This window comes from Paenimyroides marinum (assembly GCF_900108395.1).
Taxonomy (GTDB): Bacteria; Bacteroidota; Bacteroidia; order Flavobacteriales; family Flavobacteriaceae; genus Flavobacterium; species Flavobacterium marinum.
The window spans coordinates 24081-37569 of sequence record NZ_FNXE01000005.1 but is presented as its reverse complement, the minus strand read 5'-3'; the positions used below and the strand labels follow the sequence as shown (position 1 = coordinate 37569).

Annotated in this window: 17 protein-coding genes; 14 read left to right on the top strand and 3 right to left on the bottom strand. The window is 42.2% G+C overall.

From position 1 onward, the window contains the following. Nucleotides 1-177: 177 nt before the first annotated feature. Together mobA and mobB are read left to right on the top strand one after the other, a co-directional pair. Nucleotides 178-621 (top strand): conjugal transfer protein MobA, encoded by a 444-nt coding sequence (mobA, locus tag BLW20_RS02885; protein WP_091096155.1) that lies wholly within the window; start codon nucleotides 178-180, stop codon nucleotides 619-621. Continuing rightward, a complete protein-coding gene (gene mobB / locus BLW20_RS02880) occupies nucleotides 618-1907 on the top strand; it encodes a conjugal transfer protein MobB (protein ID WP_091096152.1) in 1290 nt (429 codons plus the stop codon). The genes mobA and mobB overlap by 4 nt, the downstream gene beginning before the upstream one ends. A 22-nt stretch (nucleotides 1908-1929) precedes the next feature. On the opposite strand, the gene BLW20_RS02875 is transcribed toward mobB, so the two are convergent. From BLW20_RS02875 to BLW20_RS02865, 3 genes are read right to left on the bottom strand one after another with little or no spacing between them, the layout of a single operon-like run. Continuing rightward, nucleotides 1930-2841, bottom strand: a complete 912-nt coding sequence (locus BLW20_RS02875; protein WP_177165020.1) for a helix-turn-helix domain-containing protein — start codon at nucleotides 2839-2841, stop codon at nucleotides 1930-1932. Between the two features lie 34 nt (nucleotides 2842-2875). Next, nucleotides 2876-3820, bottom strand: coding sequence for an NAD-dependent epimerase/dehydratase family protein (locus tag BLW20_RS02870; protein WP_091096150.1), 945 nt, complete (start codon nucleotides 3818-3820; stop codon nucleotides 2876-2878). A 4-nt stretch (nucleotides 3821-3824) separates the two neighbouring features. After that, nucleotides 3825-4523 carry a type 1 glutamine amidotransferase domain-containing protein gene (locus tag BLW20_RS02865; RefSeq protein ID WP_091096148.1) on the bottom strand — a complete coding sequence of 233 codons (699 nt, stop codon included), beginning with the start codon at nucleotides 4521-4523 and terminating at the stop codon, nucleotides 3825-3827. Nucleotides 4524-4743: 220 nt separating this feature from the next. On the opposite strand from BLW20_RS02865, the gene mobC reads away from it, so the two are divergent. From mobC to BLW20_RS02805, 12 genes are all read left to right on the top strand, one after another. After that, nucleotides 4744-6744, top strand: a complete 2001-nt coding sequence (gene mobC, locus BLW20_RS02860; protein WP_091096145.1) for a conjugal transfer protein MobC — start codon at nucleotides 4744-4746, stop codon at nucleotides 6742-6744. 132 nt (nucleotides 6745-6876) lie between these two features. Beyond that, nucleotides 6877-7500, top strand: a complete 624-nt coding sequence (locus tag BLW20_RS02855; RefSeq protein ID WP_091096143.1) for a Crp/Fnr family transcriptional regulator — start codon at nucleotides 6877-6879, stop codon at nucleotides 7498-7500. A 60-nt stretch (nucleotides 7501-7560) separates the two neighbouring features. Next, complete coding sequence (locus tag BLW20_RS02850; RefSeq protein WP_091096141.1) at nucleotides 7561-8358, top strand: sulfite exporter TauE/SafE family protein; 798 nt, start codon at nucleotides 7561-7563, stop codon at nucleotides 8356-8358. Nucleotides 8359-8371: 13 nt separating this feature from the next. Next, nucleotides 8372-9631 (top strand): NAD(P)/FAD-dependent oxidoreductase, encoded by a 1260-nt coding sequence (locus BLW20_RS02845; protein WP_091096138.1) that lies wholly within the window; start codon nucleotides 8372-8374, stop codon nucleotides 9629-9631. A gap of 98 nt (nucleotides 9632-9729) precedes the next feature. Beyond that, complete coding sequence (locus tag BLW20_RS02840; RefSeq protein ID WP_091096136.1) at nucleotides 9730-11148, top strand: MBL fold metallo-hydrolase; 1419 nt, start codon at nucleotides 9730-9732, stop codon at nucleotides 11146-11148. An 11-nt stretch (nucleotides 11149-11159) separates the two neighbouring features. Beyond that, nucleotides 11160-11489 carry a rhodanese-like domain-containing protein gene (locus tag BLW20_RS02835; protein WP_091096134.1) on the top strand — a complete coding sequence of 110 codons (330 nt, stop codon included), beginning with the start codon at nucleotides 11160-11162 and terminating at the stop codon, nucleotides 11487-11489. Further along, entirely contained in the window at nucleotides 11486-11695 is a 210-nt protein-coding gene (locus tag BLW20_RS02830) for a YgaP family membrane protein (RefSeq protein ID WP_091096132.1), read from the top strand. Before BLW20_RS02835 ends, BLW20_RS02830 begins: the two co-directional genes overlap by 4 nt. Next, a complete protein-coding gene (locus BLW20_RS02825; RefSeq protein WP_091096130.1) occupies nucleotides 11692-11925 on the top strand; it encodes a hypothetical protein in 234 nt (77 codons plus the stop codon). The genes BLW20_RS02830 and BLW20_RS02825 overlap by 4 nt, the downstream gene beginning before the upstream one ends. After that, nucleotides 11909-12136: a DUF6132 family protein gene (locus BLW20_RS02820; protein ID WP_091096128.1), complete on the top strand. Its 228-nt coding sequence runs from the start codon at nucleotides 11909-11911 to the stop codon at nucleotides 12134-12136. The genes BLW20_RS02825 and BLW20_RS02820 overlap by 17 nt, the downstream gene beginning before the upstream one ends. Then, complete coding sequence (trxA, locus tag BLW20_RS02815; protein ID WP_091096126.1) at nucleotides 12108-12401, top strand: thioredoxin; 294 nt, start codon at nucleotides 12108-12110, stop codon at nucleotides 12399-12401. The genes BLW20_RS02820 and trxA overlap by 29 nt, the downstream gene beginning before the upstream one ends. An 8-nt stretch (nucleotides 12402-12409) precedes the next feature. Next, nucleotides 12410-12973 carry a YeeE/YedE family protein gene (locus BLW20_RS02810; protein WP_091096124.1) on the top strand — a complete coding sequence of 188 codons (564 nt, stop codon included), beginning with the start codon at nucleotides 12410-12412 and terminating at the stop codon, nucleotides 12971-12973. Between the two features lie 12 nt (nucleotides 12974-12985). Beyond that, nucleotides 12986-13486, top strand: a complete 501-nt coding sequence (locus BLW20_RS02805) for a DUF6691 family protein (RefSeq protein WP_091096122.1) — start codon at nucleotides 12986-12988, stop codon at nucleotides 13484-13486. Nucleotides 13487-13489 lie beyond the last annotated feature (3 nt).

Here is a 13489-nt window from a genome sequence, read left to right as displayed (position 1 = left end):
TTTTTCCTGTTACTTTCAATCCCGATTTATCGGGATTATTGTGTTCACCGGAACACGGCAAGTTGTGTTTTGAGGCACTCTAAATAGAATTTAGTGCCTCAAAACAACTTGCCCTTTGCAGGGGGCAGGAAAAACCTCCGAAGTCGGCTTTTCGTATGAATTATAAATGGATTAGTGATGAACGAGAACAATAACAACAAACGAAACAAGGGCGGTCGCAAGCCAAAGCTCAACCCAAGCATCCACCGCCACGTTTTCCGTCTTACAGACGAGGAAAACGCCAAACTTTTATCACTTTTTGAAGCGTCGGGAATGAACAATAAAGCCAAGTTTCTCATTTCGCAGGTGTTTGGAAATGAAATGAAGTCGGTCAAAATTGATAAAGGAACAGTCGATTATTATATGCGATTAACTTCATTTCACTCGCAATTTCGGGCAATAGGTGTCAATTACAATCAGATTGTAAAGCTGTTGTATCGTCATTTTTCGGAGAAAAAAGCCGCCGCTTTCCTGTACAAATTAGAAAAACAGACGGCTGAAATGGCAATGTTGTGTCAAAAAATCATTCAGCTAACCGAAGAATTTGAGGCCGAACATCTGAAAAAACAGCGTGAAAAATGATAGCAAAAATTGGAAGAAGCGAAAATCTGTATGGTGCATTGGCGTATAATAATCTAAAAGTGGAAAAGGAAAACGGACAAATTCTGTTCACAAATAAGATTATCGAAACGACAAACGGAGCATATACCGTTGCTCAATTAACCCAATCTTTTGAGCCGTACCTCATCGCAAATCGCAATACGCAATATCATACCTTACATATTTCGCTCAACCCCGACCCGAAAGATAAAGTTAGCGATGATAAATATCGGGAAATGGCACAGGAATATATGCGGGAAATGGGCTATGGCGAACAGCCTTTTGTGGTATTCAAACACACCGATATTGACCGCAGTCATATTCATATTGTATCGGTCTGTGTGGACGAGAACGGTAAAAAAATCTCTGACAAATTTGAGAAAATGCGGTCAATGAACGTATGCCGGGAACTCGAAAGAAAACACCATTTAATACCTGCCACAGATAAGGAGCGTAACCAAAAAGACAAGGTTTTCCGTCCGGTGGATTATCAGGCAGGCGATATAAAAAGTCAGATTGCTTCGGTCATTCGCCACCTGCCGAATTACTATCAATTTCAGACTTTGGGAGAATACAACGCTTTGCTTTCCCTGTTCAATATTACCACCGAAAAGGTAGGGGGCGAACTTCACGGAAAGGCACAGCAGGGTTTATTGTACATTCCGTTAGATGAGAAAGGCGAAAGAGCCGGACACCCGTTCAAGGCTTCACTTTTCGGGAAAAATGCAGGGCTTCCGGCTTTGGAATTACATTTTGCGAAATGCAAAACAAGCCAAAAAGATACGCCGACAAAACAAACTTTAAAATCTGCCGTTACCATTGCTCTGCAATCTACCGACAACGAACAGGCATTTAAAAAGCATTTAGGGGAACAAGGTATTAACGTGGTTGTCCGCAGGAACGATGCAGGGCGTATTTATGGTATAACCTTTATAGACCACAACTCAAAATCGGTTTGGAACGGCTCACGTTTGGCAAAGGAGCTTTCTGCCAATACCTTTCATGATTATTGGAACAACGACATCAAACCGAAAATAAAAGAACCTGCGAAGCCAGTACCCAAACTATCCACATCAAATGATGCGGATCTTCCTACGGAAGAACCACATCATTTCTTTGACTTCTTAAACACTGAGCCAAAACACGAAGACGGTTTGATAGAAGCCTTTGGAGGTTTGCTCATACCCGAAGCACAGGGAGAAGATTACGAGGAACAGGACTTTGCCAACAAGATGAAGAAAAAACTTAAAAAGAAAAACAGAAGATAGTATTTCAAAATTGCTCGATACATCAGTTAAAAGATTGTCTAAACTCTAATGGCGAAACAGAAGTCCTGTTTTTGAACAGACGATGAAATGATTGTGAATGCTCAAAACCTAACTGATACGCTATTTCAGATACAGACATTGAGGTCGTTGATAATAGTTCTTTTGCTTTTTCGATAACACGGTTTTGTATGTGTTGCTGTGTGGTCTGTCCTGTATGTACCCGTAGCATATCGCTCAAATAATTAGGGCTTAAATGCAATTCACTTGCCACGAGCTGAACCGTAGGAATACCTTTATCAGCTAATTTATCGTTTTTGAAATACTCATTCAACAGAGCTTCCAATTTGGTCAGCAAATCATTGTTGGCTTTCTTCCTTGTCAAAAATTGACGGTTATAAAAACGGTCGCAATATTTCAATAGCAAATCAATGTTAGACACTAATAAATCCTGCGTATAAGCATCCATATTATCATCTATCTCCTTGCTGATATTTTCTATAATGTGCATTATAGATTTTTCTTCTTTCTCGGACAGATGCAGGGCTTCATTGCTTACATACGAAAAATAACCATAGTTCCTGATTTCTGTTGCCAAAGGATAGCCGTGAAAAAAATCAGGGTGTACCACCAGAACAAAACCTTTTACACCGTTGAGAAGCACATCTTCAAATTGTAATACTTGGTGCGGGGCAATAAAATACATTATCCCCTCATCAAAATCATAATATTGCTGACCGTATTTGCATTTTCCACCTGCACAATCCTTTTTTAAAGCAACTACATAAAAATCAGTTGTAATTGTACTCAAAATCGTTTCCGGCTCTAATTTTACATCATCAAAATTGAACACACTAATCAGCGGATTGGACGGTTTGCTCAATCCTAAAAACTCATGTAATGCACTTATTGACGGTACTTTTGCCGGAGCTTTCATTTGTGGGTTGTCAGATTTATACATTGCTAAATTACTACTTTTTCTTTTGGGTTGAAAGTTGCTCATTTTTAATTTGCTCTATTCCTTGTCTGTAAGTTGTTACCTTAAAATCGGGAAAACGCTTTTTGAATTTAGAAATATCAAAGAGATTGTTGTGCTCATATCGGGGCAATAATTCCTGCAATTCTTTTGCCCTTTTATTGAAAAACGAACCAATTTTAAATACAAATTTCGGAACAACGGAATACTTTAATTCCTTACCGTAAACTTCAGAAGTCAGCGTAATAAATTCTTTGTAAGTAGGATTGCTTTCATCAACAGGCAAATGCCAGGTCTGTCCGAAAGCATCGGGCGTATTACCAATTAAAGCAGTTGCTCTACTTGCATCAGGTGTCCAAATGAGGCTTCTTTTTTTTGTATCGCTTAAAGGTACTTTGAGCTTTTTGCCCTTTTTGATATTATCGAAAATTAACGTATTGGTAATGCTTTGCGTTTTTCCCGTTCCGTAAAATTCGGGAGCACGGCAAATAACGGCATCCAATTCTCCCGATTGCATTTCTCTTAAAACCATTTCCGCCATTTCTTTTCTCACTTTTCCTTTTCTTCCCACAGGTGCGAAAGAAGTTTGCTCTGTGATTACCCTGTCGTCTTGCGGATACATATAGGTATTGTCAAAAAACACCAATTTTGTTCCATTGATTTTGCAGGCATCAATCACATTGCGGAGGATAAGCGGAAATTGCTGTTCCCATAATTCAGAACTCATTGGAAGCCCCAAAGTGAAATAAGCTATTTCACTACCTTTTACGGCTTCAATGGCTTGCTCTCTAATGGATAAATCTGCCGAAAAAACCGTATCGGTATCATTTACTTTTTTAGCCTTACGGCTTACAATCCTAATATCCGAAGTGAAATTTCTTTTTAGTTCCCGTGCCAGCTCCTCGCCAATCTGACCGTTTGCTCCTAATATCGTTTGCATCTTTTTATCTTTTATTTCTCAATTCCTGTATGACTACTTTGGCTATCTCTTTCGAGCTGAAAGGGTTTTGTCCGGTTATCAAATTTCCGTCCACGACTACTTTAGAAGTCATCGGAATAAATGCTTTTTTATAGTTGGAAGTCCTCTTTTTCAGTTCGGCTTCAAGATTGAACGGAACTTCTTTTTTTCGTTTGGCGAGGCTTTCTTCAAACCAATTAAAACCTGTTATAGTCTTGTCTTTGATTAAATATTCGTCGTTTGATAGTTTGACATTCAACAATCCACCAACTCCGTGACAGACTGCCGAAACAATTTTGCCTGTTTCATAATGTTCCCTGACAATGTTCTGTAAGGTGGAGTCATTGGGAAAGTCATACATTGTACCGTGTCCGCCTGCCAGATACACACAGTCAAATTGCTGTTCCGAAACTTCAACTAAACTCTTGCTGTTTTTCAACAGTTCCCGAAAAGACGGTTCATTCCAATATTGTTTGGAAATTTTATCAAGAGTAAAGTGTTTGAGGCTTTCGGGGTCAATAGGTACATTACCACCATTTGGGCTTGCAATAGTTACTTCATAACCATTGGTTATTGCTTCGTGATAAAGGTGGGTCAGTTCGCTCAACCACAGACCTGTTTCTAATTTACCGTTTTCATATACATTGATATTGGTTACAACGATTAAAATTTTCAAAATATTCATATTGTCCTTTTTTAATAACACAAAGGTCTAAAAGAAAATCAAGGCAGATGTAACCCAATAAAGGGAAGTTGTAACAAAATCTCTGTACTTCTATAAAACTGCCTGATTGGACAATTCCTATTCAGCCAAATACTGCCACGCAACGCCAATGTCTGCCACATTCTTCTTGCCACAGTATAGAGCTTTTAAATTCACGCCCGAACATTAAAACTGAAAAATAATGCAGGGAGAAGACGATTTAAGAGGACTTGCCAAAATAATGGCATTTATGAGGGCAGTGAGTATTCTATTGGTACTGATGCACCTCTATTGGTTTTGCTACGGTTTCTTTTTAGAGCGTGGCTGGACATTGGAAGTAATCAACAAAATATTAGGGAATTTTCAGCGAACTGCAGGACTGTTTTCGCATACCTTATATACCAAAGCCTTTGCTTTGGTCTTGTTGGCTTTAAGCTGTTTGGGAACGAAAGGCGTAAAGAATGAAAAGATAACGTGGACTAAAATCTATATCGCATTAGGCTTCGGTTTTGTGCTGTTCTTTCTGAATACGCCCTTATTAAAGCTACCTCCGGTAATCGGTACATTCTTGTATATCCTTACCATTTCATTAGGCTATATCGCTTTGCTGATGGCAGGTGTATGGATGAGCCGATTGCTCCGTACCAACTTAATGGACGACGTATTCAACAATGAGAATGAAAGTTTCCAACAGGAAACCAAGCTGATGCAAAATGAATATTCGGTTAATCTACCCACGAAGTTTTATTACAAGAACAAATGGAATGATGGTTGGATAAATGTTGTCAATCCTTTTCGGGCAACGATTGTGTTGGGAACCCCCGGCAGTGGAAAATCTTACGCCATTGTAAACAACTACATCAAACAGCAGATTGAGAAAGGGTTTAGTATGTATATATACGATTTTAAGTTTGACGACCTTTCGACCATTGCCTACAATCATTTACTGAAGAACAGGGATAAGTACAAAGTTCAACCCAAATTTTACGTGATAAATTTTGACGACCCACGCAAGAGCCACCGTTGTAACCCCCTCAATCCCGACTTTATGACGGACATTTCAGATGCTTACGAAGCGGCTTATACCATAATGTTGAACCTCAACAGGTCGTGGATACAGAAGCAAGGGGATTTTTTCGTGGAAAGTCCTATTATCCTGTTAGCTGCTATAATTTGGTATCTGAAAATATACGATAACGGCAAATACTGCACATTCCCGCACGCCATAGAATTGCTGAATAAAAAGTATTCGGACGTATTCACGATTTTAACTTCATACTATGAATTGGAGAATTATTTATCTCCTTTCCTCGATGCTTGGCAAGGTGGAGCACAAGACCAATTACAGGGACAAATCGCATCGGCTAAAATTCCTTTATCAAGAATGATTAGTCCGCAACTGTATTGGGTAATGACGGGCGACGACTTTTCATTAGACATCAACAACCCAAAAGAGCCGAAAATTTTGTGCGTGGGTAACAACCCCGACCGCCAAAATATCTATTCGGCAGCATTGGGCTTGTACAATTCAAGAATTGTAAAACTGATTAATAAAAAAGGACAGCTAAAGAGTTCAGTTATCATCGACGAATTGCCGACAATTTATTTTCGAGGATTAGACAATCTTATCGCAACGGCGAGAAGTAATAAGGTAGCCGTATGTTTGGGTTTTCAGGATTTTTCGCAGTTAATACGTGATTATGGAGATAAAGAGGCGAAAGTTATCCAGAATACCGTAGGTAATGTATTCAGTGGGCAGGTTGTGGGCGAAACGGCAAAAAGCCTTTCCGAACGCTTCGGGAAAGTATTGCAGAAACGCCAAAGTATGACGATAAACCGAAACGATAAATCAACTTCTATTTCTACGCAATTAGACAACCTTATTCCTGCTTCTAAAATTTCAACTTTGACACAGGGTATGTTCGTAGGTTCCGTATCGGATAACTTCGATGAGCGCATCGAGCAAAAAATCTTTCACGCTGAAATTGTAGTGGACAATGAAAAGGTAGCTGCCGAAATCAAAGCCTATCAGAAGATACCGCAAATCCTGTCCTTTGCAGATGAGCAGGGCGAGGACAAAATGAAGCAGGAAATCGAAAGCAATTACAAGCGTATAAAATCCGACATTATGAATATCGTTGTCAGTGAAATGGAGCGCATCAAGAACGACCCGAACTTGCAGCATTTGGTGCAAGAGGGATAAAACCATTCATTTTGTAACAAAAGTTACAGTATATAGCAAGCAGATAGTGTAAATTTGCAGGTTACGTATTTTAATATGGTAATTCGTAGAATATAACCGTGTTATGAATAAGTAACCCTTAAAAATTTGCAGATGGAACCATTGGAACAGATAACAGAATTTAAATCCTCTCCTGAATTGGTGGGGAAACTTTATGAAAACAGTATAAAAAAAGAATATGAAGCCGGAAGTGTCATCCTGAACGAAAACGCTTCTATTCGTTCTATCCCCATCGTAACCAAAGGAACGCTGAAAGTTGTCCGGACAGAAGAAGATGGCAGGGAAATTCTACTGTATTACATCAAAGCCGGGGAAAGCTGCATTATGTCATTCCTCGGTGGTATGCACAATGAAACAAGCAAGGTCAAAGCAGAAGTGGAAGAGGATGCAGAAATCCTTTTTCTGCCTATGGATAAAGTAGCCCTGTTCATCAAGGAATATCCGCAATGGCTGGATTATATTTTCCGTTTATACCACAAACGTTTCGAGGAACTGCTGGAGATTGTCAATGCCATCACTTTTAAAAAGATTGATGAACGCCTATTGGCTCTGCTGCGCAAGAAGCAGGAACTTACAGGAAATAATATCCTGAACATTACCCACGAACAATTAGCCAATGAATTGGGTACTGCCCGTGTAGTCGTATCGAGGCTGCTGAAACAATTGGAAGAAATGGGAACGGTTCGATTGGGCAGGAACAAAATCACGCTTATGTAACAAATGTAACTGTACAGGTTTTTGGATTGGTGCAAATTTGCAGTATCAATTCAGAAATCTATGGATATAGCGGGGTATTCAGCATCAATTTTTATTGGTATTTCTTTAGGGCTAATCGGCGGCGGGGGCAGCATCCTTACCGTCCCGGTACTCGTTTACCTGTTCAGCCTTGATGCAGTATTGGCAACCGCCTATTCTCTTTTCATCGTTGGCTCAACGAGCGTTGTCGGTTCATTTTCCTATTTCAAAAAAGGATTGGTCAATATCAAAACAGCCATTGTTTTCGGTATTCCGTCCATTGCCGCCATTTTTCTGACACGGGAGTACCTGCTTCCCGCTATCCCGCAGGACGTCTTCACTATCGGGAGCTACACCGTAACCAAGAATATGCTGTTGATGCTGCTCTTTGCCGTACTGATGATTGTAACATCGTACAGTATGATAAAGAAAGAAAGGCAGAAAAATGAGGAAGCTCTGCAAAAACAACCTCTCAATTACCTGCAAATTCTCTTACAGGGAATTTTTATCGGCGTGATTACGGGGCTGATTGGCGCAGGTGGCGGCTTCCTGATAATACCCGCTTTGGTAAACCTGCTGAAATTGCCAATGAAAACAGCCGTAGGCACATCATTGGTTATCATTTCCATTAATTCATTAATGGGCTTTTTGTTTTCCCTGTCCCACACTTCCGTACAGTGGGGATTTTTACTAAGCATTGCCGCTATTGCCATTATCGGCATCCTCATAGGCAGCTACCTTTCTACTAAAATAAAAGCGAACAAGCTAAAGCCCGCTTTCGGTTGGTTTGTGCTGGTTATGGGCATCTATATAGTTATCAAGGAAACATTGTTACACTAAAATCATTGTCATTATGGAAAAGCATTTTCAAATACTCATCATTGGCGGAGGTACGGGCGGTATTATGACTGCTGCGCAATTAAAGAACAAGCGACCGGATTTATCCGTTGCCATTATAGAACCCTCCGAAAAGCATTACTACCAGCCTGCTTTTACATTGGTAGGTGCAGGCACTTACAAAATGGAGAACACTATAAGGCAGGAGGCATCGCTCATTCCCTCCGGCGTGGAATGGATTAAAGATAAGGCAACCGCATTCCTGCCCGAAGAAAACAAGGTAGCAACGGAAAAAAGCGGCAGCATCGGTTATGATTACTTAGTCGTTGCTTCGGGGCTTGTGTACGACCTTTCGATGATAGCGGGCTTAGAGGAAGCCCTTGCCAAAGGCGTGGTTTGCAGCAACTATATAGACCCCGAATACACTTGGAAATGTTTGCAGAATTTCAAAGGCGGAAACGCCATTTTTACGCAACCCACCACGCCTATCAAATGTGGCGGCGCACCGCAGAAGATTATGTACCTGGCGGCAGATTATTTCAAAAGGAAAGGATTGGATAAAAAAACAAATGTCGTGTTCGCCACGCCGGGTTCGGTCATTTTCGGCGTAAAGGTAATCGCAGAAACACTGATGAAAGTCATCCATCGGTACAACATTCATTTCAAGCCATTCTATGCCCCGGTAAAGATTGACCCCGATAAGAAGATTGCCTATTTCCAGAACATCGCACCCGATGAAAACAAGTGCGTGGTCAACGAGGGCAACGTGTTGGGCGAAAAGATACAGGGGCAGTCCGTCATTGAAATACCCTTTGATTTCCTGCATCTGGCTCCCCCGCAGGTTGCGCCCGAATTGGTAAGAAAATCGGGCTTGTGCAATGAAGCAGGTTGGCTGAATGTGGATATAAACAGCCTGCAACATAAAACATACCCTAACATTTTCGGATTGGGCGACGTAGCGGCATTGCCAACGGCGAAAACAGGTGCAGCCATTCGCAAGCAGGCTCCCGTTGTCGTAGATAATATCCTGAAACTACTTGCCCATAAGCCCGCAGACAATAAGTCCTACGACGGGTATTCGTCCTGCCCGTTGGTTACAGGGTACGGTAAAATGACACTCGCAGAATTTAATTACAAGAATGAGTTCACACCCGACCCGATGCTGAAGTTTATGCTGGTGTTCAACAGCTACAAAGAGCATTGGCGGTTGTGGCTGCTAAAGAAATATATGCTTCCCTATATGTACTGGAACAAAATGATGAAAGGGAAAATGTAATCTTCCCGTCCTTATGTAACCAAAGTAGCTGTACGGGAAAAATAAGTAACGGAAATTTGCAGTAACAAAAAGAATGATAACGATAAAAATAAATCAGTATGTTTTTTCAACACGTTTATGATAAGAGTTTGGCACAGGGCAGCTATATAATAGGCTGTCAGGCTACGGGCGAGGCAGTCGTAATAGACGCCCAAAGGGATATTGATGTATATCTCGACATTGCCAAGCAGAACAACCTGCGCATCACGCACATTGCCGAAACCCACATACACGCAGACTTTCTTTGCGGTTCAAGGGAGCTGGCGGCGGTAACGGGGGCAGCAATGTACCTGTCTGACGAGGGCGGCGAAGACTGGCAATACCAGTTCCCGCACAAAGGGCTGAAAGACGGCGACATCATCCGGGTGGGCAACCTCACATTGGAGGTTATGCACACACCTGGTCACACGCCCGAAAGCATCAGCTTCTTACTGACCGACCACCCCGCAACGGACAAGCCCGTTATGGTGTTCACAGGCGATTTTGTATTTGTTGGCGATATAGGTCGTCCCGATTTGCTGGAAAAAGCCGCAGGGCTTCTCGGAACAAAGGAAGCCGGAGCCAAACAGATGTTCCAATCGTTGAAAAAGTTTGCCGCACTTCCCGAATACGTTCAGGTATGGTCGGCACACGGGGCAGGTTCCGCCTGTGGCAAGTCTTTGGGAGCGGTGCATAGCTCTACCGTAGGGTATGAAAAAATCCGCAATTGGGCGTTCCAGTATGGAGCAGATGAAAACGGGTTTACCGAATACCTGTTAGCCGACCAGCCGGAACCGCCGAGATATTTTGCGATGATGAAGCACCTGAACAAAGTTAACCGTCCACTACTGATAGAAGTTCCGAAGCACCCGAAGCTATCCAGAGAGCAGTTTGTTTCTGCCTATGAAAAAGGTATCAGGGTAATAGATACCCGCAATAAGGTAGATTTCGCAGGTGGCTTTATTCCCGGTAGCCTGAACATTCAGGGCAACAACTCTTTTTCTACGTGGTGCGGTTGGCTGCTGAACTATCAGGAGCAGTTTATTCTGATTGCCGAAGACAGCCAGATGGAAGATTTGACCCGTAAGCTGATGCGTATCGGCTTGGACAACATTTACGGCTACATTTCAGAGGTAAGCGATATGGGCATTGCCCTCCAGAGCGCAGACGTAATTGATTTGGACGAATTTAAGACCTACATCGGACAGGACAATGTGCAGATAGTCGATGTTCGGGGCGTGACCGAATATGAGGCAGGACACATAGAGGGTGCAGACAATGTCTTTGTCGGAACCCTGCCGGACAACCTCGATAAAATCAGTAAGGACAAACAGGTGGTCATTCACTGTCAGGCGGGCGACCGTTCGGCAGTCGCTTATTCCATCCTTGCCAAGAACGGTTTTGAAAACGTCAAGAACTTTTCCGGCGGGATGAAAGAATGGTTAGCGGCAGAGGGTAAAACAACCGGGTGCAAAGAGGCATCGTGTACGAACGCTTAAAATTTAAAACTATGGGATTTTTTTCAGCCATATTCGGCAATACAGATAACAGCCAGCTTACGGAAGCGGTAAAAAACGGAGCTTTCCTTGTCGATGTGCGCACACCCGCCGAGTTTGCGGAGGGAAGCGTAAAGGGAGCGGTCAACATTCCGTTGGATAAAGTGGAGGAACAACTGTCGAAGTTCATCGTCAAGAAGAACATTGTTGTCTTCTGCCGTAGCGGGAACAGGAGCGGGCAGGCGAAAAACATCTTGGAGCAGAACGGCTTTCAGGATGTCATCAACGGTGGAACGTGGCAAAACGTAAATCAGGTGGTCAACCAAGAAAACAAACAGGTATGAAAAAGAATATGGGAATGGCAGACAAGGCAATCCGCATACTCATTGCGGTTGTCATTGGTGTTTTGTACTTCACAAATACCATTTCGGGAACATTAGCCATCATATTGGGCATAGTGGCAGTAGCTTTTGTACTTACCTCGTTCATCAGCTTTTGCCCGTTGTACCTGCCCTTTGGCATCAGCACATTTAAAAAGAAACGAGAATGAGAAACTATTTAAGAAACTGGAGCTTTATGCGGGTGCTTCGATTGGCATTGGGCATCTTCATTGTTGTACAGGGCATAATGACAAAAGAATGGTTGATTGTAGGATTGGGCGGTTTGTTCTCCCTAATGCCATTGATGAATATAGGCTGTTGCGGTGTTTCGGGTTGCAGTACATCTGTTCCGAGAAGCAATAAAAAGACAGAAGATATAACGTATGAGGAAGTTCGCTAAAAAACATTTGATTACCATAACAGGCGTGGCTATCGGTGCGGTCGCAGGATATTTCTATTGGAAATTTATCGGGTGCAGTACGGGCAGTTGCGCCATTACTTCCAACCCTGTAAACAGTACCCTGTACGGAGCGGTAATGGGCGGGTTGCTATTATCAACATTTAAAAAAGACAAAAAACAATATGACGTTTCAGGAGATAATCAACAGTGATAAGCCTGTATTGGTAGATTTCTTTGCCGAATGGTGCGGCCCCTGCAAAATGATGTCGCCCATTCTCGAAGAATTAAAAGAGCGTGTGGGCGATGATGCAAACATCATCAAAATTGATGTGGACAAAAACCCGCAGGCAGCAACAGCGTATCAGGTACGTGGCGTACCTACGCTCATTATATTTAAAAAAGGAGAAGTACGCTGGCGGCAATCCGGTATTTTTCCGGCAAATGAATTAGAGAGATTGATTAACGAAAACTTATAAAAATATAAATGTTAGAATTTTTGAAACAGCCGTGGGCTTGGTACGTTGCTGGCCCATTGGTCGGGCTTACCGTACCCTTACTTTTAATCGTCGGTAACAAATCATTTGGCATCAGTTCCTCACTACGGCATATATGCGCATCCTGTATGCCTGCCAATATCCCGTTCTTTAAATACGATTGGAAAAAAGAAGTATGGAACCTGTTCTTCGTGTTCGGGATATTTTTGGGCGGAGCCATTGCCATAAGCCTGTTGTCCAATCCAAATCCTATTGAAGTCAATCCAAAGCTGGCAACAGAATTAGCGGGCTACGGTATTACCGATTACAGCAACCTAATCCCCGAAGACATCATTAATTGGCAGTCTTTATTTACGCTGAAAGGTCTTATACTAATGGTAGGCGGAGGCTTTTTGGTAGGCTTCGGCACACGCTATGCAGGCGGTTGTACAAGCGGACACGCCATTATGGGCTTGTCCAATTTGCAGTTACCCTCACTGATTGCCACCATCTGTTTTTTGATTGGCGGCTTCATTATGGCAAACCTTATTTTACCCACTATTCTATCAATGTAACCCCGACAAGCAATGCAACAAAACATAAACACAGAAAAAGATTTACAGCTTCGTGAACTGGATGCGATGTGTGTAAACGAAAGCCGTTTGGAACACAAATGGTATCATAATTTCAAATACCTGGTCATCGGAATATTGTTCGGTATTGTCTTCGTAAAATCGGAAGTCATAAGCTGGTTCCGCATACAGGAAATGTTTCGCCTGCAATCATTCCATATGTACGGCATCATCGGGAGTGCGGTCATAACAGGTATGATTTCCATTTTCTTGATAAAGAAATTCAACATCAAAACCATTTACGGCGAACCCATTAAAATTGCGCCCAAAACATTCAATAAAGGGCAAATCTATGGCAGTCTTATTTTCGGCTTGGGATGGGCTATGACCGGAGCTTGCCCCGGCCCGTTGTTTGCACAAATCGGGACAGGTGCTACCGTTGTCGCCGTTACCTTATTAAGTGCCATTGCAGGCACTTGGGTGTACGGCTTACGAAGAGAGAAACTACCACATTAATAA

Coding starts and splice junctions, on each gene's coding strand:
- BLW20_RS02865 (WP_091096148.1), bottom strand. CDS start 4,523: ATGAATATTTTGAAAATTTTAATCGTTGTAACCAATATCAATGTATAT.
- BLW20_RS02830 (WP_091096132.1), top strand. CDS start 11,486: ATGAAAAAGAATATGGGAATGGCAGACAAGGCAATCCGCATACTCATT.
- BLW20_RS02845 (WP_091096138.1), top strand. CDS start 8,372: ATGGAAAAGCATTTTCAAATACTCATCATTGGCGGAGGTACGGGCGGT.
- BLW20_RS02835 (WP_091096134.1), top strand. CDS start 11,160: ATGGGATTTTTTTCAGCCATATTCGGCAATACAGATAACAGCCAGCTT.
- BLW20_RS02810 (WP_091096124.1), top strand. CDS start 12,410: ATGTTAGAATTTTTGAAACAGCCGTGGGCTTGGTACGTTGCTGGCCCA.
- BLW20_RS02805 (WP_091096122.1), top strand. CDS start 12,986: ATGCAACAAAACATAAACACAGAAAAAGATTTACAGCTTCGTGAACTG.
- BLW20_RS02825 (WP_091096130.1), top strand. CDS start 11,692: ATGAGAAACTATTTAAGAAACTGGAGCTTTATGCGGGTGCTTCGATTG.
- mobB (WP_091096152.1), top strand. CDS start 618: ATGATAGCAAAAATTGGAAGAAGCGAAAATCTGTATGGTGCATTGGCG.
- mobA (WP_091096155.1), top strand. CDS start 178: ATGAACGAGAACAATAACAACAAACGAAACAAGGGCGGTCGCAAGCCA.
- BLW20_RS02850 (WP_091096141.1), top strand. CDS start 7,561: ATGGATATAGCGGGGTATTCAGCATCAATTTTTATTGGTATTTCTTTA.
- BLW20_RS02820 (WP_091096128.1), top strand. CDS start 11,909: ATGAGGAAGTTCGCTAAAAAACATTTGATTACCATAACAGGCGTGGCT.
- BLW20_RS02875 (WP_177165020.1), bottom strand. CDS start 2,841: ATGAAAGCTCCGGCAAAAGTACCGTCAATAAGTGCATTACATGAGTTT.
- mobC (WP_091096145.1), top strand. CDS start 4,744: ATGCAGGGAGAAGACGATTTAAGAGGACTTGCCAAAATAATGGCATTT.
- BLW20_RS02870 (WP_091096150.1), bottom strand. CDS start 3,820: ATGCAAACGATATTAGGAGCAAACGGTCAGATTGGCGAGGAGCTGGCA.
- trxA (WP_091096126.1), top strand. CDS start 12,108: ATGACGTTTCAGGAGATAATCAACAGTGATAAGCCTGTATTGGTAGAT.
- BLW20_RS02855 (WP_091096143.1), top strand. CDS start 6,877: ATGGAACCATTGGAACAGATAACAGAATTTAAATCCTCTCCTGAATTG.
- BLW20_RS02840 (WP_091096136.1), top strand. CDS start 9,730: ATGTTTTTTCAACACGTTTATGATAAGAGTTTGGCACAGGGCAGCTAT.